Below are 24,293 nucleotides of genomic sequence, written 5' to 3'. Positions count from 1 at the left end.
GCGAAACCCGCGGCCCTGCTGGGTTGCAGGCCACGTGACATTCAAAATGGGCTTAAGCGCTTAGATGTCAACGTAAAACCGGGAAGTCACATTTGCATCGATTGAATTTGCAAATGAGGTTGATAGAGGGCATAGTCTCGCCATCTTTACTACCTCAGCCACGGTCGTGCCCATGCTAAATCGCTTCGCACCCCTCGTGCCTCTCGCACTCGTCACCCTGTTGTTCGGTTGCGCTGCCCACTCCCCAGTGTCCCAGCCCGTACAACAACCACAGGTACACAACTCCGTCACCGCCCAGTCTTCCTCCGTTTCGTTCCAGGAAGAAATGGCCTCCGACAAAGAGCTGGCAGACTTCGCCAGCAACAAGCCTTATCAGCTTCCTGTGCTGGCCGACAGCATCCTGGAACGTGGCATGTCGTTGATCGGTACCCGCTATCGCTTTGGCGGCACCTCTGAAGCCGGCTTCGATTGCAGCGGTTTCATCGGTTATCTGTTCCGCGAAGAGGCCGGCATGAGCCTGCCACGCTCGACGCGCGAAATGATCAACGTGAACGCCCCGCTGGTGGCGCGCAATCAACTGGAACCCGGTGACTTGCTGTTCTTCAGCACCAGCGGTCGTCGCGGTCGTGTCAGCCATGCCGGTATCTACCTGGGCGACAATCAGTTCATCCATTCCAGCAGCCGCCGCAGCGGTGGCGTGCGCATCGACAGCCTGGGCGACAGCTACTGGAGCAAGACCTTCATCGAAGCCAAGCGCGCCCTCGCCATGGCACCGACGGTGGTCACTGCGCGCAAGTAAGCACACAGTTTGTAAGGCAAACTTAAAGTCTTACTTGAAGTTTGCCGCATAGTCGCTAGAATCCTTGATCATTGATTGATGGCAATCCGCCTGCGTATTACGCGGGCGGGTCTGTTTTCATGCCCACGGCAGAAAAGCCGCATCCAGATCAGGATTGTTCTGCATATGTCGACGTCGGCCCGCCTCGCTCTCATCTGTCTTGCCGCGCTGCTCAGCGCTTGCGCCAGCCGCACACCGCCGCCCGCGCCAGTACGGGCGCCGGTGGTCTTCGCTCCCCCGCAAACCTATTCTCCAGCGGCCGAAGATGTGCTCTTCCGGGCGCTGGGCCTGGTGGGCACGCCGTATCGTTGGGGCGGCAACACCCCGGACTCGGGTTTCGATTGCAGTGGCCTGATCGGCTACGTCTACCGCGACGCCGCCGGCATCTCCTTGCCGCGTTCCACGCGCGAAATGATCGGCATGCGTGCACCGGACGTTGGCAAGGATGCATTGCAGAGCGGCGACCTGATTTTCTTCGCCACCAACGGCGGCTCCCAGGTCAGTCATGCCGGGATCTATGTGGGGGAGGGCCGCTTTGTGCATGCGCCGGCAACAGGCGGGACGGTCAAACTTGATAGCCTGTCCAAGGCTTATTGGCAGAAGGCTTATCTGAGCGCCAAGCGGGTGTTGCAGCCGGAGCATCTGGCGCGTAATCCCTGATTTGTTGCCCCGAACTGTGGGAGCAAGCCTTGCTCCCACAGGCCAGAGAGAATTCCCCCGCCGCATCGGTGTGTCGGGGTTACTGACCCGACACCCGCCAGATCTTGTTCCCCACATCATCGGCCACCAGCAACCCGCCCTGTTTATCGATCACCACGCCCACCGGCCGGCCCTGGGCTTTCTCGTCCGCGTTGAGGAAGCCAGTCAGCACATCCACTGGCTGGCCCACCGGCTTGCCGCCGCTGAACGGTACGAAAATCACTTTGTAACCGCTGTGGGGTTTACGGTTCCAGGAACCGTGCTGGCCGATGAAAGCGCCTTCGGTAAACGGTGCAGGCAAGCGGCTGCCTTCGGCGAAGGTCAGGCCCAGTGAGGCGGTGTGCGGGCCGACGGCGTAGTCCGGGGCGATGGCCTTGGCCACCAGTGCCGGGTTTTGCGGTTCGACGCGCACGTCGACATTCTGCCCGTAGTAGCTGTAGGGCCACCCGTAGAAGGCGCCATCCTTGACCGAGGTGATGTAGTCCGGCACCAGGTCGCTGCCGATCTCATCCCGTTCGTTCACTGCCGTCCACAATGCGCCGCTGCTCGGCTCCCAGGCCAGGCCGTTGGGGTTGCGCAGGCCCGAGGCGAAAATACGCTGATTGCCGCTGGCCCGGTCGACTTCCCAGATCGCCGCGCGACCTTCTTCCACTTCCATGCCGTTTTCCGCGACGTTGCTGTTCGAGCCGGTGGTGACGTATAGCTTGCTGCCGTCGCGGCTGGCGATGACGTTTTTGGTCCAGTGATGGTTGATGGTCCCGCCAGGCAGATCGACGACCTTGGTCGGCTGCGCGGTGATTTTCGTGTCGCCTTCCTTGTAGGGGAAGCGGATCAGCCGGTCGGTGTCGGCCACGTACAGGTCATTGCCCACCAGGGTCATGCCGAACGGCGAGTTGAGGTTTTCCAGGAAGACCGTACGGGTTTCGGCGATGCCGTCGTGATTGGCGTCGCGCAACAGCGTGATGCGATTGGGGCTGGGCACGCCGGCGCCCGCGCGGCCCATGACTTTTTTCATCACCCAGCCGCGGATGCCCTTGGCGTCGTCCGGTTTCGGCGGGGCATTGGTTTCGGCCACCAGCACATCGCCATTAGGCAGTACGTAGAGCCAGCGCGGATGGTCCAGCCCTTCGGCAAAGGCGCCCACTCGCAGGCCCTGGGCCGCGGTGGGCTTGGCGCCCTGGGGCCAACCGATGGCTTCGGCGATGTTGACGGTGGGCACCAGGGTCTTGTTCGGCTCGGGCAGTTTCGGCGCCGGGCCGGTGCCGTCGGACACTTGCAGGGTCGAAGACTCGCCACAGGCGGCAAGCCCGGTGGCAAGGGCGATGATCAAAAGGTGCGGTGGCTTGAGCATGCTGGCTTCCCTATGAATGCATGAGGTTATTCATAGAGAAGCGTAGACGCGCGTATGGTTCAACCTGTGGCGCGCATGCCTCGGCTCCCACAGCTTGTTTTCAGGTCAGCCGTGGGCCTGCTTGAACAGCACGGCGATGCCCGGGTGATAGTGGCCGCTGTCGTTGCGCAACTTGCGGTAGGCGTAGGGGAAATACCAGGCCACCGCGCAGGTGTTTTCCTTTTGCAGGTCGTCGAGCATGTCCTGCAGTTCTTCCGGCGTGGCGCTCTGCTGGGCTTTTTGCGGCGAGACGAACAGGCAGCCGAGCTTCAAGTCGCTGGCATAGCTGATGCGCCTGGCATCGCTGGCGGCCTCCAGCAGGGGCTGTGTCAGGTTCAGGTTGCTGACCTTGGGCCAGCGCTGGGTGGCCTGGATGAACGCGCGTGCTTCGGTGCTGGCGATGAACAGGTCGGCACTGACGTTGCGTTCGCCTTCTTCATTCTGTTTGCGGGTGGGGGTATTTTGCAGCGTGACCATCTCGGCCATCCATGCCGCGGCCGACAGCAATCCGAGGTTGGCTTTCTCATCGAACCAGTACGGACAGTCGTTATCCCCTCGCACGGCGTTGTAGCGGTCGATGCAGTCGAACCAGCGCTCCAGCACCGGGCGCAGGAATTCCAATTTCGGATTGCTGATGATCATGCCTTGCATACGTTTGCCCTCTTATTCTTGTGACATAGGCTGTAATGTCCATTTGATATCACTTGCCGTAGCCTGACACAAGATTGGCGTCACTTTATTGATCCTGGCCAATGTCCGGCGTACCAGCTTTGATTGACGCTCACCCCCCAACCCTCTAACCTTCGCGGCTTGTTTCAGGTGCTCTGTGGCCTTGGTCGACAGAGTGAAACAGGGAAGCCGGTGAGTGCACACGAACCCGGCGCTGCCCCCGCAACGGTAAATGAGTCAAAGCTGCCACCAGGCCACTGTGTCGTCGACATGGGAAGGCGCGCAGCCCGGCATTACGCCGCTCATGAGCCCGGAGACCGGCCTGATTCATCCAACGGCATCACGGTGGGCGATGCCAGGCTTGTTGCCGTCTTTTTTCTGCCTGCCCGCCGTTATCCCATTCCAACGGAGAGCTCCCCATGACCGATACGCTTGATCGCGACGAACGCCACCTGGCGCGCATGCTGCGCAAGAAAGCCGTGATCGACGAGCGCATCGCCAACTCGCCGAACGAATGCGGCCTGCTGCTGGTGCTGACCGGCAATGGCAAGGGCAAGAGCAGCTCGGCGTTCGGTATGCTCGCCCGGGCCATGGGCCACGGCATGCACTGCGGCGTGGTGCAGTTCATCAAGGGCCGTAACAGCACCGGTGAGGAGCTGTTCTTCCGTCGCTTCCCCGAGCAGGTGCGGTTTCACGTCATGGGCGAAGGCTTCACCTGGGAAACCCAGGACCGCCAGCGCGACATCGCCGCCGCCGAGGCTGCCTGGGCCGTCTCGCGACAATTGCTCAGCGATCCGACCATTGGCTTGGTGGTGCTCGATGAACTCAACATTGCCCTCAAGCACGGTTACCTCGACCTCGATCAGGTCCTGAGCGATTTGCAGGCGCGCCCGCCCATGCAGCATGTGGTCGTGACCGGACGTGGCGCCAAACCGGAAATGATCGAGTTGGCCGACACCGTGACCGAGATGGGCATGATCAAGCATGCGTTCCAGGCCGGCATCAAGGCGCAGAAAGGCGTCGAACTGTGAGTGATGCGTCCATGAGCCGCTCCTGTCCGGCGGTGCTGATCGCGGCCCCGGCTTCGGGTCAGGGCAAGACCACCGTTACCGCTGCGTTGGCCCGTTTGCATCGCAACCAGGGGCGCAAGGTGCGCGTGTTCAAATGCGGCCCGGACTTCCTCGACCCGATGATCCTCGAGCGTGCGAGCGGCGCGCCGGTCTATCAGTTGGACATGTGGATGGTCGGTGAGCAGGAAAGTCGACGGTTGCTGTGGGAAGCCGCCGCCGAGGCAGACCTGATCCTGATCGAAGGGGTGATGGGACTGTTCGACGGCACGCCGTCCAGTGCTGATCTGGCGCGGCATTTCGGCGTGCCGGTGCTGGCGGTGATCGACGGCACGGCCATGGCCCAGACCTTCGGTGCCCTGGCCCTGGGCCTGGCGCGCTATCAACCGGACTTGCCGTTCGCCGGGGTCCTGGCCAACCGCGTCGGCACCTTGCGCCATGCGCAGTTGCTCGAAGGCAGCCTGACGGAGGGCCTGCGCTGGTACGGTGCGCTGTCGCGGGAAACCGGCATCGAATTGCCCAGCCGCCACCTCGGGCTGGTCCAGGCCAGCGAGTTGAACGACCTGGATGTGCGCCTCGATGCCGCCGCCGAGGCCTTGGCCGGCAGTTGCGAAGTGGCGCTGCCGCCGGCGGTAGCGTTTGCCGCCCCCGAAGTGATCACCCCCGAGCCATGGCTCGACGGCGTGCGCATCGCCGTGGCCCGGGACGAAGCATTTGCCTTTACCTATGGCGCGAGCCTGGACCTGCTGCGGGCCATGGGCGCGCAGTTGAGCTTTTTCTCGCCGATCCACGACAGCGGACTGCCCGAAGCGGACAGCCTGTACCTGCCGGGCGGTTACCCGGAACTGCACCACCTCGCCCTGGCGCAGAACACGTCGATGCTGGCGGCGATCCGCGCCCATCACGCCGCCGATAAACCCTTGCTCGCCGAATGCGGCGGCATGTTGTACTTGCTGGACTCATTGACCGATGTCGAAGGCACCCGCGCCGAATTGCTCGGTTTGCTGGCCGGCGATGCGCAGATGCAAAAGCGCCTCGCGGCCCTGGCGTTGCAGTCGGTGGAGCTGCCGGAAGGCAACCTGCGTGGGCATACCTATCATCATTCGTTGACCAGCACCGAGCTTGTACCGATTGCCCGTGGCCACAGCCCTAACGGCGGGCGCGGGGCGGAGGCGGTGTTCCGGGACGGGCGGATGACGGCGTCTTACGTGCATTTTTATTTTCCGTCCAATCCGCGGGCGATTGCCGCACTGTTTGCGCCTGATCTTGAGGCCGCCTTCGCGAGCAAGCCCGCTCCCACATTGGATGGGTGTTCACAATTCCCTGTGGGAGCGGGCTTGCTCGCGAATAGGCCATGACCGACAACGCATTCCCCCAGGCCGAACGCGACGCGATTTACCGCGCCATCGCCGAACGTCGTGACATGCGCCACTTCAGCGGCGGTACGGTCGAGCCGGCGTTGCTGCGCCGCCTGCTGGAAGCCGCGCACCAGGCGCCCAGTGTCGGCCTGATGCAGCCGTGGCGGTTCATCCGCATCAGCGACCGCGCCTTGCGTGGGGAAATCCAGCGACTGGTGGAGCAGGAGCGCATCCGCACCGCCGAGGCCCTGGGTGAACGCAGCGATGAGTTCATGAAACTCAAGGTCGAAGGCATCCACGATTGCGCCGAAGTGCTGGTGGCGGCGTTGATGGAGGACCGCGAGCGGCACATCTTCGGCCGGCGGACCCTGCCGGAAATGGACCTCGCCTCACTGTCCTGCGCGATCCAGAACCTATGGCTGGCCTCCCGTGCCGAAGGGCTGGGGATGGGCTGGGTGTCGCTGTTCGAGCCCCGGCCCCTGGCCGATCTGCTGGGCTTGCCCGCCGGCGCCAAGCCCCTGGCAATCCTGTGCCTGGGCCCGGTCGAAGGCTTCTACCCGGCGCCGATGCTCGCCTTGGAAGGCTGGGCGCAACCGCGTCCATTGCATGAACTGCTGTATGAAAACCGTTGGGGAGTCAGCCCATGAGTGTCGCATTGCTCAGTGCCGCCGCAGTGGCGCTGGATGCGCTGCTGGGCGAGCCCCGGCGCTGGCATCCGCTGGTGGCATTCGGTGGCTTTGCCGATCGCATCGAACAACGTTTCAACGCCGGCGGGCGCGGCTGGCGCAGCCATGGGGTGACCGCGTGGTTCATCGCCGTGGTGCCGTTGACCTTGCTGGCGACCGCCCTGTCCTGGGCGCCGATGGTGGGCTGGCTGGTGGAAATCCTTGCGCTATATTGCGCTCTCGGCCTGCGCAGCCTGGGTGAGCATGTCGAACCCGTCGCCAGGGCGCTGCGCAGCGGCGATCTGAACGAGGCGCGCAAGCGGGTGGGCTATCTGGTCAGCCGCGAGACTGCCGAGCTGGACGAAACGGCGGTGGCCCGGGCCGCCACCGAGTCGGTGCTGGAAAATGGCAGCGATGCGGTGTTCGCCGCGCTGTTCTGGTTCGCCGTGGCGGGCGCGCCCGGCGTGGTGCTGTACCGCCTGAGCAACACCCTCGACGCGATGTGGGGCTATCGCAACGAACGCTTCGAGCGCTTCGGTTGGGCGGCGGCGAAGATCGATGACCTGCTTAACTATATTCCGGCGCGCCTCGTGGCATTGACCTACGCACTGCTGGGAAAAACCCGACTGGCCTTGAAGTGCTGGCGTACCCAAGGCCCGACTTGGGACAGCCCGAACGCCGGGCCGGTCATGGCTGCCGGTGCCGGTGCGCTGGCTGTCGAGTTGGGCGGGGCGGCGGTTTATCACGGCGAACTGCACCAGCGTCCGCCGTTGGGCGAAGGCGTACCGGCAAGTGCCGATTCCATCGATCGTGGCTGGCAACTGGTGCAGCGCGGGGTATGGTTGTGGCTGTTGATCCTTTGCCTGGGAGCTGAGTTTTATGCTTGAGCATGGTGGCCGCTTGCGCAACGCAGCTTTGCAATACGCAATCGCTGAAGCCGACTGGCTCGACTTGTCCAGCGGCTTGGCGCCGTGGCCGTTCGACGTCCCGGCGATTCCCCTGCGGGCCTGGGCGCGTCTGCCGGAAACCGATGACGGCCTGGAACAGGCCGCTTGCGATTACTACGGTGCATCCCAGGTGCTGCCGGTAGCCGGTTCGCAGATGGCGATCCAACTGTTGCCGCGTCTGCGGCGGGCCGGCAAGGTCGGCGTGCTGTCGCCGTGCTACGCCGAACACGCCGAAGCCTGGCGGCGCAGTGGCTACATCGTGCGCGAAGTGCTGGAAGCCGAAGTGGATTTCTTTCTCGACAACCTCGACGTGTTGGTGGTGGTCAACCCGAACAACCCCACCGGCCTGAGCCTGGGTCCCGAGCGTTTGCTGGACTGGCACGCCCGGCTGGCCCAGCGCGGTGGTTGGCTGGTGGTGGATGAAGCGTTCATGGACATCACCCCGCAACTGAGCCTGGCGGCGCACACCCATCAGGTCGGGTTGATTGTGCTGCGTTCGTTTGGCAAGTTTTTTGGCCTGGCCGGGGTGCGCCTCGGGTTTGTCCTGGCCGAGCGTCACTTGCTCAAGCTGCTGGCTGACCAAGTCGGCCCGTGGGCGGTCAGCGGGCCGACCCGGGTGCTGGGCCAGGCCTGCCTGCTGGACACCGGCGCCCACACCCGCCAACGACAACGCTGCGAAGCGGCCAGCCAGCGCCTGGCCGTCACGCTGGAACGTCACGGCTTCAAGCCCCAGGGCGGTTGCGGACTGTTCCAATGGCTGATTACCGAGCACGCCCAGAGGCTTCATGAGTTCATGGCCCGTCGCGGCATCCTCCTGCGGCTGTTCGTGTACAACAGCAGCCTGCGCTTCGGGCTGCCGGCCGATGACCACGAATTCCGCCGCCTCGAAGAGGCCTTCGAGGCCTACGCCAAGGACCTTTCATGACCACTTTGATGGTGCAAGGCACCACGTCCGATGCCGGCAAAAGCACCCTGGTCACGGCGTTGTGCCGCTGGGTCCGGCGCCAGGGCGTCAGCGTGGTGCCGTTCAAACCGCAGAACATGGCGCTCAACAGCGCGGTGACCGCTGACGGCGGCGAAATCGGCCGCGCCCAAGCGGTGCAGGCCCAGGCGGCGGGCTTGGAACCGCACACCGACATGAACCCGGTGCTGCTCAAGCCCAACAGCGACACCGGCTCCCAAGTGATCATCCATGGTCGCGCCGTGACCAGCATGAATGCCGTGGCCTATCACGATTACAAAGCCATCGCCATGCAAGCGGTGCTGGCGTCCCACGCGCGCTTGAGCGCGGCGTATCCGGTGGTGATGGTGGAAGGCGCGGGCTCGCCGGCGGAGATCAACCTGCGCGCCGGTGACATCGCCAACATGGGTTTTGCCGAGGCGGTGGATTGCCCGGTGCTGCTGATCGCCGACATCAATCGCGGCGGCGTATTCGCCCATCTGGTGGGCACCCTGGAGTTGCTGTCGCCCAGCGAGCAGGCGCGGGTCAAGGGCTTCATCATCAACCGTTTTCGCGGCGACATCGCCTTGCTGCAACCGGGCCTCGACTGGCTGGAGGCACGCACCGGCAAACCGGTGGTGGGGGTGTTGCCCTACGTGATGGACCTGCACCTGGAAGCCGAGGATGGTCTCGACCAACGTCAGACCGACAAGGCCGAACAGGTGCTCAAGGTGGTGGTGCCGGTGTTGCCGCGCATCAGCAACCACACCGACTTCGACCCGCTGCGCCTGCACCCGCAGGTCGACCTGCAGTTCATCGGTCCCGGCCAGGCGATTCCGCCCGCCGATTTGATCATCCTGCCCGGTTCGAAAAGCGTGCGCAGCGACCTCGCCTACCTACGGGCCAACGGCTGGGAAACCGCGCTTCAGCGGCACCTGCGTTACGGCGGCAAGCTGCTGGGGATCTGCGGCGGATTGCAGATGCTCGGCCAGCAGGTCCACGACCCGTTGGGGCTGGAAGGCGCGGCGGGTTCCAGTGCCGGACTGGGACTATTGGCGTTTGAAACGACGCTTGCGCAAGAGAAGCAATTGCGCAATGTACGCGGGCGGCTGGCGCTGGAAGCGGCCGAGGTCAGTGGCTATGAGATTCACGCAGGCGTGACCACGGGCCCTGCGCTGGAACACCCGGCTGTGCAGTTGGATGATGGCCGTTGCGACGGTGCCCATAGCCCGGACGGGCAGATTTTCGGGACCTACCTGCATGGGCTGTTCGAATCGCCGCAGGCCAGCAGCGCGTTGCTGCGTTGGGCCGGGTTGGCGGATGTGCAGGCGGTGGATTACCACGGGTTGCGCGAGCGGGACATCGAGCGCTTGGCGGATCTGGTGGAGAAGCATTTGGATACCCGGCTGTTGCGTGAGCTCTGTGGGATTTAGGGTGGCTGTACTGGCCTCATCGCGAGCAGGCTCGCTCCCACAGGGGATTGTGAACACCGTCCCATTGTGGGAGCGAGCCTGCTCGCGATGAGGCCGGCAGCAACGCCGCCTATTTGAAAGGTAAAACACCATGCTCCAACTGATCCTCGGCGGCGCCCGCTCCGGCAAGAGTCGCCTGGCTGAAAAACTCGCGGCGGACACCGGCTTGCCAGTGACCTACATCGCCACCAGCCAACCCCTGGACGGCGAGATGAGCGCGCGGGTTGCCCAACACCGCGCCCGGCGTCCGGCGCAATGGGCCCTGGTGGAAGAGCCCCTGGCCCTGGCCCAGGTGTTACAAGAAAACGCCGCCGCCGGTCACTGCCTGCTGGTCGATTGCCTGACCCTATGGCTGACCAACCTGCTGATGCTCGACACCCCCGAACAATTGAACACCGAACGCGAAGCCCTGCTGGACAGCGTCGCCGCGCTGCCCGGTGAAATCATTTTTGTCAGCAACGAAACCGGCATGGGTGTCGTGCCGCTGGGCGAGCTGACTCGCCGTTACGTCGATGAAGCCGGTTGGCTGCATCAAGCCCTGGCCGAACGTTGTCAGCGTGTCGTGCTGACCGTCGCCGGATTGCCCCTGACTCTCAAAGGTACCGCGTTATGAATCACCGCTGGTGGCTGGACCCCTGCAAGCCCCTCGATACCCAGGCCCTGGAACAGGCCGCGGCCCGTCAGCAGCAACTGACCAAACCGGCCGGCTCCCTCGGACAACTGGAAACGCTGGCGGTGCAACTGGCGGGGCTGCAAGGGCAGGTCAAGCCGCGCCTGGATTCCTTGTGGATCGCGATCTTTGCCGGCGACCACGGTGTGGTGGCTGAAGGGGTATCGGCCTTCCCGCAGGAAGTCACCGGCCAGATGCTGCTCAACTTCGTCAGCGGCGGGGCGGCCATCAGCGTCCTGGCGCGGCAGTTGGGCGCCTCGCTGGAAGTGGTGGACTTGGGCACCGTAACGCCTTCGCTGAACCTGCCCGGCGTACGGCATCTGCACGTCGGCCCCGGCACCGCGAACTTCGTCCACGGCCCGGCGATGACCGAGGGCCAAGGCGAGCAAGCCCTGCAAGCCGGGCGCGACAGCGTTGCCCGCGCTGTCGCCGCCGGCGCCCAATTGTTCATCGGCGGCGAAATGGGCATCGGCAACACCACGGCCGCCAGCGCCCTGGCCTGCGCACTGCTCGATTGTCCGGTGGCCCATCTGGTCGGCCCCGGCACCGGGTTGGATGCGGCCGGCGTCAGCCGCAAGGCCCAAGTGATCGAGCGCGCCCTGGCGCTGCACGCGGCCCAAACCAACGACCCGTTGCAGACCCTGTTCAACCTCGGCGGTTTTGAAATCGCCGCGTTGGCCGGCGCGTACCTGGCCTGCGCCCAGCAGGGCGTCGCGGTGCTGGTGGACGGTTTCATTTGCAGCGTCGCCGCGCTGCTGGCGGTGCGCCTGAACCCCGAGTGCCGGCCATGGCTGCTGTTCGCCCATCGCGGCGCCGAGCCCGGCCATCGCCACGTGCTCGAAACCCTCGGCGCCGAACCGCTGCTCGACCTCGGCTTGCGCCTGGGCGAGGGCAGTGGCGCGGCGCTGGCGGTGCCGTTGTTGCGCCTGGCCTGTGACCTGCACGGGCAGATGGCGACGTTTGCCGAAGCCGCCGTGGCGGATCGCCCGGCATGACCTTGCGCCTGGACCTGCTGCGCCACGGTGAAACCGAGTTGGGTGGCGGCCTGCGTGGTAGCCTCGACGACGCCCTGACCGCCAAGGGCTGGGAACAGATGCACGGGGCAGTCGCCCAAGGCGGGCCGTGGGATCGGCTGGTGAGTTCGCCGCTGCAACGGTGCGCCCGTTTCGCCGAGCAACTCGGTGCCCGCCTTGGCGTACCGGTGCAGTTGGACAAGGACCTGCAAGAACTGCATTTCGGCGCCTGGGAAGGGCGCAGCGCGGCGGCGTTGATGGAGACCGATGCCGACGGCCTGGGCTGGTTCTGGGCTGATCCCTACGGCTTCACGCCCCCCGATGGCGAGCCGGTGCTGGAATTTTCCAACCGCGTGCTGGCAGCCATCGGACGCCTGCACGCGGCCTACGCTGGTCAGCGGGTTTTGCTGGTCAGCCACGGCGGCGTGATGCGATTGTTGCTGGCCCAGGCCCGGGGCCTGCCGCGCGAACAACTGCTGAATGTCGAGGTCGGCCATGGGGCGTTGTTCGGCCTGCGGGTGACGTCTGGCCCGACTCTGACGGAGGAGGCCTGAGCCGATGCTGCCGTTCTGGATCGCCCTGCAATTTCTCAGCAGCCTGCCGGTGCGCCTGCCGGGCATGCCCGAGCCCGAACAACTGGGCCGCTCATTGCTGTTCTATCCGTTGGTGGGGCTGTTGTTCGGCGCTTTGTTGTGGCTGCTCAATACCGCGTTCCTCGGCGCACCGCCACTGCTCCATGCTGCGTTGTTGCTGACGGCGTGGGTGTTGCTCAGCGGCGGCCTGCACCTCGACGGCTTGGCCGACAGCGCTGATGCCTGGCTCGGCGGTTTCGGCGACCGTGAACGCACCTTGCTGATCATGAAAGACCCGCGCAGTGGACCAATCGCCGTCATCACCCTGGTATTGGTGCTGCTGCTCAAATTCACCGCGCTGCTGGCGCTGATCGAGCAAGGACAGGCCCTGGCGTTGCTCATCGTGCCGGTACTGGGACGCGGCGCGTTGCTCGCGCTGTTCCTGACCACACCTTACGTACGCGCCGGCGGGTTGGGCCAGGCCCTGGCCGATCATCTGCCTCAGCGTGCCGGCTGGCAGGTTTTGCTGGGCGCTGCGCTGGGCTGCGTGTGGCTGGCGGGATGGGCTGGTGTGCTTGCGCTGCTGGTGGCTGCAGCGGTGTTCATCGGCGTGCGCCGGATAATGGTGAACCGGTTGGGGGGCTGCACCGGGGATACGGCGGGGGCGTTGTTGGAGTTGCTGGAGGTGGCGGTGTTGGTGGGGGTGGTGTTGGGTTGAACGTGCCTGGGTGACCTGTCAACTCTGACAGTATCGTGCTTCGAAAAATCGGCGCTTAATTTTGCTCAGGCTTCTAGGGCCGGGCGGAGCGACAGGGCTGGTGTTTCCTTTGGGCCATGAGTCGAACTGCCGAACGCGTTTTGACAGACCATGAAATCCCTTCATGGCTAAACCCAAACGGTTTTGGAGCAGCGAGCATGGCAGGTTCAAGCACACGTTCAAAGGCGGAACAGGTACGGATCGACTATCGCAAACAACTCTTCAAAGGAGGCGAGGCGCTGGACCTCAGGTCGCCCATCGTGGTGGATGCCATCCCTGGCGACGCCGACGGGTTGATGCCCATCAGCAAAATCGACGCACCCTTGCAGATCCAGATTCCCGAATGGCCAAATCGTCCGGAGCCGGGATCTCCGTTTTTAAATAAACTGTACCTGGATTGGAAGCCTGCCAGTTCATCGGAATTTTTGGAATTTCACGCTGAAGATGTTCCCGACAGCGGTGCGCTGCCCTCTGATCAATTTCCTCTGAGCCGGCAAATTCCGCTGACGATCTTTGAAAACTATGAAGGGACGTTTCAACTCAGGTACCGAGTGAAGGAGTGGAACTCGTCCACAGAAACGCCATCTATCACGGCGCCGATTACGATCGATAAAACGGGGCCCATCAGGCCCGACGTACCGGAGCGCATCATCATCCTGCCCCAACAGCCGATCACCACGGCGATCCTGAACCAGGACGGTGGCGTCAGATGCGAGATACCTGATTTCATCGAAGACAAAAAAGAGTCCGTCACTATCGCCGTTGCGTGGCTGGATAAGCCACCGACTTCGGACATGGATCCTGCGGACCTGGCGTATCTGGGATTGCTCCCTCCGACTCGGCAGATACTGGTGCCTAAAGATATTGTGACGCGCCTGGGCTCGAAACTTCACTATGTCGTGTATTTCCTGTTCGACAAGGCGGGTAACCGCAGCGATATGCCGTTCCCGGTTGAAGTCGTGGTCGCCTTGGGCAATCTACCGGCCAATTTGCGTTCTCCCAGCGTTCCATTGGCTGCAGACGACCTCATTGACAGGGTCGATGCGGGTTTTCCAACCAAGGTTGAGATTGGCGAATACACGAACTGGGACGCCTACGACGGGATTGTCATCAGGTGGGGGACCACCAAACTTGCTGAGACGCCCGTCGGCTCGCACCTTCCCTTCCCACTGCAGATCACTGTGCCTTGGACACACATAAGGGATGAATATGATTTTAACGGCACTCACGTGCAACTGACGGAAGTGGACTATGAGGTACTTCGAGGCCCGTATCCGACCGCCTCTCCGAGCAAAATCGAGGTCAAGGTGGACTTGGCAATACCCGGCCCGGAAACAGGGGACCCTGGGCCCATCAACCCAGAGCTGGAGTTGATCAGGTTCCAGAGTTCCTCCAACAGCAGTACCGAGTTGACCGAGAATGATATCGGTAAGCCCGCGTCAGGTTTTATAGAGCTGTACGATGACCCTGAGATCGGCGACGCGTTAACGCTTTACTGGAACGGGGTGGCCGTGACACCTGATTATGTCGTCAGCGGCACCGAAGACCCTAACGAGGAAGTTGAAATAATTATCCTTTGGAGCGTCATACAACAGACGCCCGTGATGTCTCAATTGCCGATGTACTACACCCTGACTCGCACGGGGTTCACGAATAAACCGGAGTCGAATCGTACCTTCGTTAACGTCAATGTCGAGGTTATTGATCTCGAAGAGCCTACCTTCCCGGATCAAGACGTTCCTTATCCGTTGAATTGCGATGCACTGGTTGAGCAAAACGGCGTATGGGGGATCCGGGTCTATATTCCACCCTCCAACTATGTGAAGAAGGATGTGGAGGTCAACGCCGAATGGCAAACCTACGATAAAAGCGGCAGTGTGGAATTGCCGAATACCGAACTTAAAGAAGTCATCACCGTCACGGACGACCAGGAAAGAGACGGCATTCATTGGTTTATTGACTATGACACGTATTTGAAACCGACCTATGACACCGGCGATCAGTACGGCTATGGAAAAGTGAAGTACACGATCAACATCCGCGGTCAGGACGTCAGTTCTGATCTGGTGACCGTGATGATCGCCGTATTCGAAGACGGGGGGCACTGTGTGATTCCTAGGCTGTGATCTGTTGCCTCATTCGGTAGCAGAAGGACGGCTGTCCTCCTGCTGCTGATGACAGGGTAATTCTTCCTGGTTGTTTTCGGATTGTTCCTACATACCCTGAGGAGCTGTCTCTCTATTATTCGCCGCCTTTGCAGGTTCAAGCACAGATCGTCGGTCACGGCGAACCTATTCTTTGACAGTTTACTTTTGCGGTGTCTGATGAAAGCTAAGAACTCCTTCGTATTGAGCCCATTGTCGATATCTTTGAGGTGGGTAGCTCTCCTGCCATTGCTGTTGGGCAGCACGCCTTTGCTGGCGCGGATCATCGACAACGACACGCTGGCGATCGATGGCAGCGTCGCGACCGATAACTACCTGCTCAGAAACAATGCCAGCCTGACTGCCAACGGTGCGACGACGAATCAGATCCGGGCTGAGCGCGGATCGTCCCTGACGCTCAATGGCTCGGTCGTGACCTCGGGTACCAGCAGCATCGCCATCGACTTGCTCGACAGCAACGCAACCATCCAAGGCAGCAATATCACCGGCACTGGCACCGGGCTGTCGTTGGGCAACGTGGCGGGCAGTCTGCAAGGGTCCGCAGCCACCGTCACGGGCAGCACTATTTCCGGCGGTAATGTGGGGGCATTGGTCGGTGGGTTGAGTCAGTTGGACCTGGACCAAACCGTGCTGACGGGCACCAACGCGAACAGTTTCGGCCTGCAACTGGCGAATGGCCGGGTATCGGCCACCGCCAGTACGATTCGTGGCGGGCTCAACGGCATTGTGATGACCACGGACCAGAACGTATCGACCCCTGGACGGCTGGTGCTCGATGGCACGACGGTCCAGGGCCAGACCGGTTCAGCGATACTCGTCAATGATTTTGGCCTGCCAGCCACGACGGCCGACATTCATGTCGGCAATGGTTCGACCCTGATCGGTGGCAACGGCAGAATTCTGGAAGTCAAAGGCTCATCGACCGCCAACATGACGGTCGACAACAGCCAGTTGGTGGGCGATGTCGTCGCCGATAGCGGGGCCACGGCCAACATCACCCTGCAAAACCAGGCAACCCTGACGGGGCGGCTGGAGAATGTCGCCAACCTGGCGATCAATAGCCAGGCCCAGTGGAACATGGTTGATACCGGCACCGTGGAGAATCTGTCCATGGACGGCGGGGCGATCAAGTTTGGCAACCCGACCGAGTTCTATAAGTTGTCAGTCGACAATCTGTCGGGCAATGGCACGTTCATCATGGATGCCAACTTCGCCACCGGCCAAGTCGACACCCTTGAGGTCACCGGCACGGCCACAGGCAACCACACGGTGCTAATGGGCAGCAGTGGCGCCGACCCGACCGGAGCGGGCGCCATACCCGTTATCCACATCGCCGCCGGTGATGCCCAGTTCTCCATGCTGAACGGTCCGGTAGACCTGGGCGCTTATTCATATGACCTGGTCAAACAGGGCGACAATGATTGGTACCTCGATGTCGCCTCACGGATCATCAGCCCTGGCACGCGTTCAGTGTTGGCACTGTTCAACACCGCGCCGACGGTCTGGTACGGCGAACTCAGCACGTTGCGCAGCCGCATGGGTGAAGTGCGCAGGGATGCCGACAAGGCCGGTGGCTGGATTCGTGCCTATGGCAACAAATTCGATGTCAGCGCCAGCTCCGGCGTGGGCTACCAGCAAACCCAGCAGGGCCTGTCCTTCGGTGCCGATGCGCCGTTGCCGATGGGCGACGGGCAATGGCTGGTCGGTGTGTTGGGTGGCTACAGCAAGTCCGACCTGGATTTGAGCCGTGGCACCAGCGGCACGGTCAATAGTTACTACCTGGGTGCCTACACCACCTGGCTGGATGATGAAAGCGGCTATTACTTCGACGGTGTGATCAAGTTCAACCGCTTCCAGAATGAATCCAAGGTACAACTGAGCGACGGCAAGAAAACCAAGGGCAACTACGACAACCATGGCGTTGGCGGGTCCTTGGAGTTCGGCCGGCACATTACCCTGGCCGACGATTATTTCGTCGAACCTTATACCCAGCTCTCGGGCGTGATCATCCAGGGTAAGGACTATGACCTGGATAACGGCCTGTCCGCTGAAGGCGACCGCACTCATTCGCTGCTCGGCAAGCTGGGTGCAACGGCCGGACGCAATTTCAATCTGGGCGAGGGCAAGGTAGTGCAGCCGTATGTTCGCATCGCCTATGCCCATGAATTCGCCAACAACAACGAAGTCAAGGTCAACGATAACAAGTTCAACAACGACTTGTCGGGTTCTCGGGGCGAACTCGGCGCGGGCCTGTCCATGACGCTGACCGACAAGGTCTCGATGCACGCGGATCTGGACTACAGCAACGGTGACAAGATCGAGCAGCCGTGGGGTGTCAATTTTGGTGTTCGTTACAACTGGTGATCAGAGCGCTCACGAGGGAGGGCCTCAGGGGTCTCCCGATGCTTGGCTTTAAGTGCTGAAATGAGAGCCAGACGTTAGTGGGTGAAAACTGAATTTCATATTTCAAACGCCCGCCGGCCAGGCCGACCACGCTAACGAGCCGGCTCGCTTTTTAGTGAGGCAACAGCCATGTCGAGTTCCAGAGACCAGCAGCGTTTCAATGAACCTAAAGTGGACCTCTCTCCGCCCGATATCATCGGAGTGCTCGACCCGGCTCCCGGTGGTGAAGAGAACCTGCTACGCAAGGACGCCTGGCTGTTGCCGCTACGGGTTGAGTTCGAATTATGGAGTGATGCAGCTCCAGAATCCGGGATGACCGATACCGTTCGGTTGTTTTGGAAAGGGGAAAAGGTCGATGAAAAATTTCTACAGGGGCCCATTCAGAACGCAGACCTCTGGCTGAGAGTCCCCGCTGCCAAGCTGGATGAGGGCGTTCACCCCTTGTATTACCAGGTAGTGCCCTGGAATAATTCGACGCCTCGTGAATGCGTGCCGGTAAACGTCACCATCGATAAAACCCCTCCCATACTGGCTGCCGACAGCGAGCTGGTGTTCCCCTCCGAAGTCCTTCCACCCAACAAGCTCACGGCCCATTACCTCGAACTGAACAACGATGAGGTAAAGGCCAACCTGCCGCCCTATACGACCCCCCGACCCTGGGACCGAATCACCTGGTACTGGGGGGCCACGCCGGGTTCCCAGTACCAGGGCGGGGTCATCGAGCTCGATGACCAGAACTATGCCGATCCCTTGGAAGTCACGATCCCGGGTGATGTGATTCGGGACCGGGGCGATGGCTGGCGGTATGTGTGGTATGAGGCGCAGGACCGCGCGGGCAACCTGAGCCTGCGTTCCGAGCCGGTTGAGTTGGAGGTGGCGGCTACGCCTATCCCACGCACCCTGCCACCTTGCTCGGTCAAGGAGGCCCCGGGTGGATCATCGAGCGGGGTGCTGAAACCGCTCGATGCGGTCAATGGCGTGACGGTCATCATCCCATCCGAGGCGGTCATCTACGACGGTGAGGGCGTGTTCGTGCAATGGGCCGAGCCGGGCACGGTCGGCGCGTTTCGTACTGACAGTCCGAACCCCGCAGGTTCGCGGGACTACAAGATCCCGAGCGACAAGATCGCCCAGCACCTGGGCAAGACGATTTCGGTGATTTACGAGGTGTTCGAGCCCGGCATCGTCGAGCCGCACAAGTCGAACAACTACAGTCTGCGGGTCGAGGAGTTGACGGGGTTGCCCACCGTCCAGTGCGACAAAGTGTCCGGCGGCAGGTTGAGTCTGGCGAGTATTGCTGCTGGGGGATATGCCAGTTTCACGCTCGCACGCTGGACCTTCATGGCCGTCGACCAGTACCTGACGATCGAGGTCAGAGGTGTCGACAGTAGCAACCAGTTGGTCAGGATTCCGGTGCTGACGGAGTCGCCGGTTCCGGAGGTGGCCCAGACCATTCCCGCCGGGCGAATTTCCAAGTCGGACCTGCAGGGTTTCAAGATCGGTGGCGGGCTGGAAGTGCGGGTCAGCGTCAGCTTCGATGCCAGGCAGACCTGGAAGAGCTTTCCGATGCTGACGCCGACGTTGGTGGCTTGAGGGTTGCCGGCGCCCGCGGGTTTGGGGGGGCGAGAAGATTTCGGCGGCAAAACGGATGGGTTTTGTCGCCGAAGATTAACGAAGAACTCATTGACGGGCAGAGTGGAACTCAAGCGGTTGGTTCCCAGGCATGTCTCGTCTTGGGGCAGTTTTAATCCTCAGTTCTTTTTGAAACAGATCCTCCAAGTCTGGAGCTGAACGACCTTTTTGAAGTCCTCCTCCGGCCCTTCCTCCAAGACCTGCCCCTGTCCCTCCTGATTTGGGCGGCGAAGCGGCAAGAGCCGCAGCAGCTGGCGGGATTCTTGGAGGGGTAGGGATAAAAGGGGTGGGCACAGCTGAAGCCGCAGCGAGATTGGCTGGTTGAAGCAGAGCGGCGCCAGGCTTAGCTAATATCGGCTTTACTTTCGGTATTAACTGAACCAGTTGGAATTGCTTATTTGGGGCAATATTAACCATCCTTGCTGCTTTCGGCGCGAATATGCCGGCGAGCAGCAAGTGCCCCGTCGATTTATTCGCGACCGGGATGGCGGTCTTTCTAACTGCATTCATGACCCCCTGGTAAGCCCCCTTAACAATGAAAGGGGCCGATGCAACCATTGCCCCATACCCCAAATACTGGCCCCATCTACCAGCTTGTTCATTGTTATCCGCTACGGCCACTGCGCTGGCAATGGTCGAGCCGGCAGAGAGCGCGGTACCCACCGCGATCAATGCCAGGGAGGCAGGTCCCGAGGTTCCCAATGAACCAATGAATGAAGCGACACCAATGGCAACGAACACCGCGCCCACCGCCACGGAAATCCAACCCTCCACGCCGCCACCTCCACTACTCTGCGGCGGCGCAGTATCCTCGTCCGGTTTCCGCAACCTGCCACTCCAGCCGACCGCCTCATGCCCCGTGGGGTCACGCAGGGCAATCGGGTTGCCCAGGCAATAGGTGTAGGGGTTGACACCTCCGCTGCCGAACGGGCTGAGCGAGTCCGGACTGTGGAAGCGCATCAGGCCCGGGTTGTACGCCCGGTAACCCTGGCCGAGCAAGTACCAGCCACTGGCTTCATCACGCATTTCGCCGTTGAACGCCAGCAGGCTGCGCAGCGTGTCGTCGCTATGGCGTTCGCCGTAAGCGCTGTAGACGGCGGAACGCAGGTCCCGTTGCCGGCTTTCACCAATGACGCTGTGGTTCGCGTCGGTCAGCAACAGTAACGTCTGTGAGTTGTCCGAGGCCTGTTGCCCCAGGGGGCGGTCAGCGTGGTAGAAAAAGTGGGTCTGATGGCCGTCCTGGTCGAGATTGCTCAGTTGTTCGTCCTGGTAGAAGCGCAGGGCTTCGCTTTCATTTCCTTGTTTCGAAGTCACCAGATGATCATGCCCGTCGTAACGGTACTGGCTGACAACCTGGCCCCCCGGGCTTTCGACACCCATCAGACGGCTCTGGCTGTCGTAGCTCAGACGTTGGCCGCGCTCGTCGTTGAGTTGACAGCCATTGAGGTCGTAGCTGAACGTAGGGTTTGTCACCTTCGGCGGCGAGTACGTGATGCCCTGCAGTTGGCACGGGTCATCGTCGACCGCGTAGGTGAAGATGGCCCGCTCAGTTGTATCGTCGGCGAATTTCGTCAGCACCAGCTTGATATTGTCCAGGGCGTCGAACGAAAAGATCTGACTGCGGATCTCTCTTCCTTCGCCGTCCCTGGGCAACGTGCTGCCCTCGCACTCATGTTTGGTCAACCGGCCACGGGCATCGTAGCTGAACGTCTCCTTGAGCAGGCTGAGTCCATCCAGCTGCAGATCCCGGCTTTGCAGCAGGCCGTCGACCTGCCAGGTTTGCGCCTGGGTGCGCGGCGGCAGTTGGTTCAAGGTGAGCGTGCGCAGTATTTCGCGACCTTGATCGTCGTACTGCAATTGGGTCACCAGCGTGCTGTCCGCCGCCCGGTCCCGCGTGGTGATGAGGTGCAGTTCACCCAGGCTGTTGTATTCGAACGCGGCCTGGAGCTGACCCTGATCGATACTTTTTACCCGTCCGGCGTCATCGTAGTCGTAGACGGTGTCCAGGCCGGCGCTATGGTTCTGTTTCAAGTCGGTGCGCTTGATCGGGCGGCCTTGCATGGAGCTCGAATGCAGGGTTTCCCAGGCGGTGTTGCGATTGTCGATCCAACGCTCGACGCGCAACTGATTGGCGGTGTCGTATTCGTACTCGCGGCTGCCTTGCTCATTGCGTGCCCGGGTCAGGCGCGAGCTGGTCGAATGGTAAGTGAACCCCGTGTCCTGATCCGGCGCGTGGCTGCTGATGGGTTGGTCGGTGAGGGCCAGGTTGTAGTCGTATTCGATGGTGTCGTTTGCCGGTGTGATTCTCGTCTTTATCTGCATCTGGCCGGCATCGTAGGTGTAACGCTCGGTGCGGGTGCCGGATGTGGTCCGGGTCAGTCGACCCAAGCCATCGAACGCCTGGGTGCCCACACTCGTTTCGTTTACGCCGTCGCCGCTTACGCACAGGCCCACCGGCAATTCCAATGTGCTGTGTGCCGCATACGTGCGCGTGACGATGCTGTCGTCGGGCAGGGTGCTGCTGATCAGCCGTGCCCAGGGGTCATAGACGAACCCAGTGGTGTATTTCGCGGCGTCCGTATGCTGGGTGCAACGTCCCAGGCCGTCGTAAAGGTAGGTTTCTGTCGCGATTTCGTTCCCGGCTGAATCCAGGGTCCGGGTCTGCGAGGGTTTGCCGAATGGATTAAGCCAGCTCTCGCTCAGGCCGCTGATCAACGGGGATGGCCCGGCGCTCTGGCGCCAGTTGCGCTGGATCGGTCCCTGGGACTCAGGTGTTCCGATCGGGTCCAGGCTTTGATGGGTCTCGACGCCGTCGGGGCCGGTCACGCAGCATTGCTGCGCCCAGTCGTCATACTCAAAGCTGCTCTTGAGCGTCCGGGGTTCACTGTCCAGCCAGTCATATTCCGTCTCTTCAGCCAGATCCCCCCACGCGTTGTAAGTGGCCGCATAGGCTTGTCGGGTCCGGCTTGAATGGTTGCTGTCGACATGATCGCTCTCCTGGAAAATCAAGCGACCCAACCCGTCGAGAACGCTGCGGGTCTTGATTTGCCTGGCGCTGAAGCTCAATTGCTCGGCCCGCTGCCCGCCCATGGCACTGAGGGTGTATTCATAATTGCGTGTGGCCGTGAAGGCAGTATCGGGGGCGACGACTTCCCGGGTCAGTCGATTCAGGGCGTCGTAGTAGTAATGGGTTTGCACACCATCGACCAGGCTCGACAGTTCTTGTGAGGTGAACAGTGAATGTTCTCGAACGATGGCTTTGCTGACGTTATCGAACCTCGTGCTCATCGTCTCCCGGGTTTGCTGCACGGGCACGCCGAATTGAGGGCTGTCGAACTTGCTGTAGTCATAATCGACGAGGGTGCACAGGCCGTTCAAGGTCACCGTCTGGCGCGAGACACGTCCATGCAGGAACGCGTCGGTCCGGTCGTCGATGTGTTCGAAGAGCGTATGCTCCAGTTCGGTTTCATTGCTCCCAAGCTGCACCAGCGTCTGGCTCTCGACCGTGAGCCACTGCTTGAGGGGCACGTCCTCCGCCCGGCGATCCTCCGGCAGGCGGTCGCCCAATTCCGGCAAGGCCTTGTAGCGATAACGGGTGCACAGCGTCGGGGCCTGGCCATTGGTCGACCGCGCGGGGCTGACGGTTTTTTCTTTCAACTGCCGTACAAAGCCTTCGGGATCGGCCGGGCAGCCCTCTTCACCCGCAGCGCGGTACCAGACGCTGGTCTCCATGACACCATCGGCCTGGGTCCGCACCCGCAGGTTGCCGTACGTGTCATACGTGCTGCTGACGGTCTCGCTGCGCCTGCGGTTCGGGTTATCGAGTACCGACCAGCTGGTCCTGACGGTCTTGGGTAACTGGCAGTAGTTGGGTTGCTGATCGAACGCGACGTCCGGGGTCAGGTAATAGGTGGTTTCCACCGTTTCGACGTTATTGTTCTGTGTAGTCGTTTCCCGGGTCAGCAAATGGAATTGGTTGAAACTGCGTTCGATTTTTCGGACCGGATGCGCGTCCGATTCCGATTCATCAAGTACCCAGAGGGTTTCAATGCACACGTATTCATAGGCGCCAATGTACTTGTAAAGATTGTCGAGGCCATCTTCATCCCAGGCCAGACGCAGGCCACCTCCCAGGAAATTCTTCTCGCCCTGCTCGGGGTCTTCGCTTTTATAGGTGTAGCGGACATCGATCTGCGACTGGCCCAAGCCTGGGTCGGTCAGGTGTCGGGTGACCCGGGGCAAAGGCTGGCGGCCGCTGCCTTCAGGGAATTGATGACCACCGTCTTGATAGAGTATGTCCTCGCGCCCGCCGACGGGGGTCTCTACCCAGGTCATGCAAAGATGATCGCGGATCTGGTTGTAGCCAAAGCGCCAGGACGCTTCGTTCGGCGTCGGCAGAATGATGCGGGTAACGTATTTGTCAGAGCCTTCCAGCATCATGGTGAAGCGCGCCAACGGACCACCCTCGGGACCGGCGAACGGCTGCACCAGCAGCTCGATGGCCGTGCTCTGGCGGTCGAGCGTCAGCAAGGTCCGGCCCGAATCATCCTTGACCCAGGCCAGTATCTGTTGAGTGGCGCTGAACGGCGCATAGCCGAGCGTGACCTTGTGCCCGGTGGGTGAACGAATCTCAACCGGCAGGGCCACGCCGTTCTGGGTACTGCCCATGACCTTGAGTATTTCGACCAGGCCGGATTTATGCACAACCCGGTAGTGGCTCTCGTCCTCTTGATAGAAATGAAAGCTGTCGAGCTTTTTTTCCTTCATGACCAACTGACCGCTGACGGTGTCGCTGCCGGTGACCTTGAAGGTTTCACCCGTGCTCAGGGACAGGATCTGGTTTCCAGGCGTGTATTGCGACAGTTGCAGGTTCCAGCCATAACCGTAGCCACTGTCCTGGGTATTGAGCGAGCTGTACGCCAGCGCCAGGGCAAAACCCGGACCGCGCAGATCATTGGTTTGTACCTCGGGGAAGTTGATCGCTACGGCGTAGAGACCCGTGCGCGGGTCAACCCCGTTCTGTACGGAACTCATGA

The 24,293-nt window shown here is 61.7% G+C and carries 18 protein-coding genes and 1 riboswitch; of the genes, 15 read left to right on the top strand and 3 right to left on the bottom strand.

Translation table 11 applies throughout. From position 1 onward, the window contains the following. Nucleotides 1-172: 172 nt before the first annotated feature. A complete protein-coding gene (locus J7E36_RS22050) occupies nucleotides 173-799 on the top strand; it encodes a C40 family peptidase (protein ID WP_215007828.1) in 627 nt (208 codons plus the stop codon). Between the two features lie 165 nt (nucleotides 800-964). Continuing rightward, nucleotides 965-1,498, top strand: a complete 534-nt coding sequence (locus J7E36_RS22045; RefSeq protein ID WP_215007825.1) for a C40 family peptidase — start codon at nucleotides 965-967, stop codon at nucleotides 1,496-1,498. Nucleotides 1,499-1,577: 79 nt separating this feature from the next. On the opposite strand, the gene J7E36_RS22040 is transcribed toward J7E36_RS22045, so the two are convergent. Both J7E36_RS22040 and J7E36_RS22035 read right to left on the bottom strand, forming a co-directional pair. Continuing rightward, nucleotides 1,578-2,888 (bottom strand): PQQ-dependent sugar dehydrogenase, encoded by a 1,311-nt coding sequence (locus J7E36_RS22040; RefSeq protein WP_215007822.1) that lies wholly within the window; start codon nucleotides 2,886-2,888, stop codon nucleotides 1,578-1,580. 105 nt (nucleotides 2,889-2,993) lie between these two features. Beyond that, nucleotides 2,994-3,578 (bottom strand): hypothetical protein, encoded by a 585-nt coding sequence (locus J7E36_RS22035; RefSeq protein WP_215007819.1) that lies wholly within the window; start codon nucleotides 3,576-3,578, stop codon nucleotides 2,994-2,996. A gap of 149 nt (nucleotides 3,579-3,727) precedes the next feature. Next, nucleotides 3,728-3,936, top strand: a riboswitch (cobalamin riboswitch). Between the two features lie 79 nt (nucleotides 3,937-4,015). On the opposite strand from J7E36_RS22035, the gene cobO reads away from it, so the two are divergent. From cobO to J7E36_RS21970, 13 genes are all read left to right on the top strand, one after another. Next, nucleotides 4,016-4,627, top strand: coding sequence for a cob(I)yrinic acid a,c-diamide adenosyltransferase (gene cobO / locus J7E36_RS22030; protein WP_215007816.1), 612 nt, complete (start codon nucleotides 4,016-4,018; stop codon nucleotides 4,625-4,627). 11 nt (nucleotides 4,628-4,638) lie between these two features. Then, complete coding sequence (locus J7E36_RS22025) at nucleotides 4,639-6,021, top strand: cobyrinate a,c-diamide synthase (protein WP_215007813.1); 1,383 nt, start codon at nucleotides 4,639-4,641, stop codon at nucleotides 6,019-6,021. Then, a complete protein-coding gene (bluB, locus tag J7E36_RS22020; RefSeq protein ID WP_215007810.1) occupies nucleotides 6,018-6,668 on the top strand; it encodes a 5,6-dimethylbenzimidazole synthase in 651 nt (216 codons plus the stop codon). Before J7E36_RS22025 ends, bluB begins: the two co-directional genes overlap by 4 nt. Then, nucleotides 6,665-7,573: an adenosylcobinamide-phosphate synthase CbiB gene (gene cbiB, locus J7E36_RS22015; protein WP_215007807.1), complete on the top strand. Its 909-nt coding sequence runs from the start codon at nucleotides 6,665-6,667 to the stop codon at nucleotides 7,571-7,573. The genes bluB and cbiB overlap by 4 nt, the downstream gene beginning before the upstream one ends. Next, nucleotides 7,566-8,558 carry a threonine-phosphate decarboxylase CobD gene (gene cobD, locus J7E36_RS22010; protein WP_215007804.1) on the top strand — a complete coding sequence of 331 codons (993 nt, stop codon included), beginning with the start codon at nucleotides 7,566-7,568 and terminating at the stop codon, nucleotides 8,556-8,558. The genes cbiB and cobD overlap by 8 nt, the downstream gene beginning before the upstream one ends. After that, nucleotides 8,555-10,006: a cobyric acid synthase gene (locus J7E36_RS22005; RefSeq protein WP_215007801.1), complete on the top strand. Its 1,452-nt coding sequence runs from the start codon at nucleotides 8,555-8,557 to the stop codon at nucleotides 10,004-10,006. The genes cobD and J7E36_RS22005 overlap by 4 nt, the downstream gene beginning before the upstream one ends. Nucleotides 10,007-10,136: 130 nt before the next feature. After that, nucleotides 10,137-10,658, top strand: a complete 522-nt coding sequence (cobU, locus tag J7E36_RS22000) for a bifunctional adenosylcobinamide kinase/adenosylcobinamide-phosphate guanylyltransferase (protein ID WP_215007798.1) — start codon at nucleotides 10,137-10,139, stop codon at nucleotides 10,656-10,658. Continuing rightward, complete coding sequence (gene cobT / locus J7E36_RS21995) at nucleotides 10,655-11,710, top strand: nicotinate-nucleotide--dimethylbenzimidazole phosphoribosyltransferase (RefSeq protein WP_215007796.1); 1,056 nt, start codon at nucleotides 10,655-10,657, stop codon at nucleotides 11,708-11,710. The genes cobU and cobT overlap by 4 nt, the downstream gene beginning before the upstream one ends. Further along, nucleotides 11,707-12,282 (top strand): alpha-ribazole phosphatase family protein, encoded by a 576-nt coding sequence (gene cobC / locus J7E36_RS21990; protein ID WP_215007793.1) that lies wholly within the window; start codon nucleotides 11,707-11,709, stop codon nucleotides 12,280-12,282. Before cobT ends, cobC begins: the two co-directional genes overlap by 4 nt. A 4-nt stretch (nucleotides 12,283-12,286) precedes the next feature. Beyond that, nucleotides 12,287-13,018: an adenosylcobinamide-GDP ribazoletransferase gene (locus tag J7E36_RS21985; RefSeq protein ID WP_215007790.1), complete on the top strand. Its 732-nt coding sequence runs from the start codon at nucleotides 12,287-12,289 to the stop codon at nucleotides 13,016-13,018. Nucleotides 13,019-13,215: 197 nt separating this feature from the next. Continuing rightward, nucleotides 13,216-15,183 (top strand): hypothetical protein, encoded by a 1,968-nt coding sequence (locus J7E36_RS21980; protein WP_215007787.1) that lies wholly within the window; start codon nucleotides 13,216-13,218, stop codon nucleotides 15,181-15,183. Between the two features lie 198 nt (nucleotides 15,184-15,381). After that, complete coding sequence (locus J7E36_RS21975; protein WP_215007784.1) at nucleotides 15,382-17,586, top strand: autotransporter outer membrane beta-barrel domain-containing protein; 2,205 nt, start codon at nucleotides 15,382-15,384, stop codon at nucleotides 17,584-17,586. A gap of 168 nt (nucleotides 17,587-17,754) precedes the next feature. Then, nucleotides 17,755-19,218 carry a hypothetical protein gene (locus J7E36_RS21970; protein ID WP_215007781.1) on the top strand — a complete coding sequence of 488 codons (1,464 nt, stop codon included), beginning with the start codon at nucleotides 17,755-17,757 and terminating at the stop codon, nucleotides 19,216-19,218. A gap of 87 nt (nucleotides 19,219-19,305) precedes the next feature. Here J7E36_RS21970 and J7E36_RS21965 read toward each other — a convergent pair whose 3' ends face one another. After that, on the bottom strand, nucleotides 19,306-24,291 hold the full coding sequence (locus J7E36_RS21965) for an RHS repeat domain-containing protein (RefSeq protein ID WP_231286429.1): 4,986 nt from the start codon (nucleotides 24,289-24,291) through the stop codon (nucleotides 19,306-19,308). Nucleotides 24,292-24,293 lie beyond the last annotated feature (2 nt).

Source organism: Pseudomonas fluorescens (genome assembly GCF_018614775.1).
GTDB classification, from domain to species: Bacteria; Pseudomonadota; Gammaproteobacteria; order Pseudomonadales; family Pseudomonadaceae; genus Aquipseudomonas; species Aquipseudomonas fluorescens_BY.
Note: the sequence above shows the minus strand (reverse complement) of the source record. Positions and strands in the feature narration are given on the sequence as shown.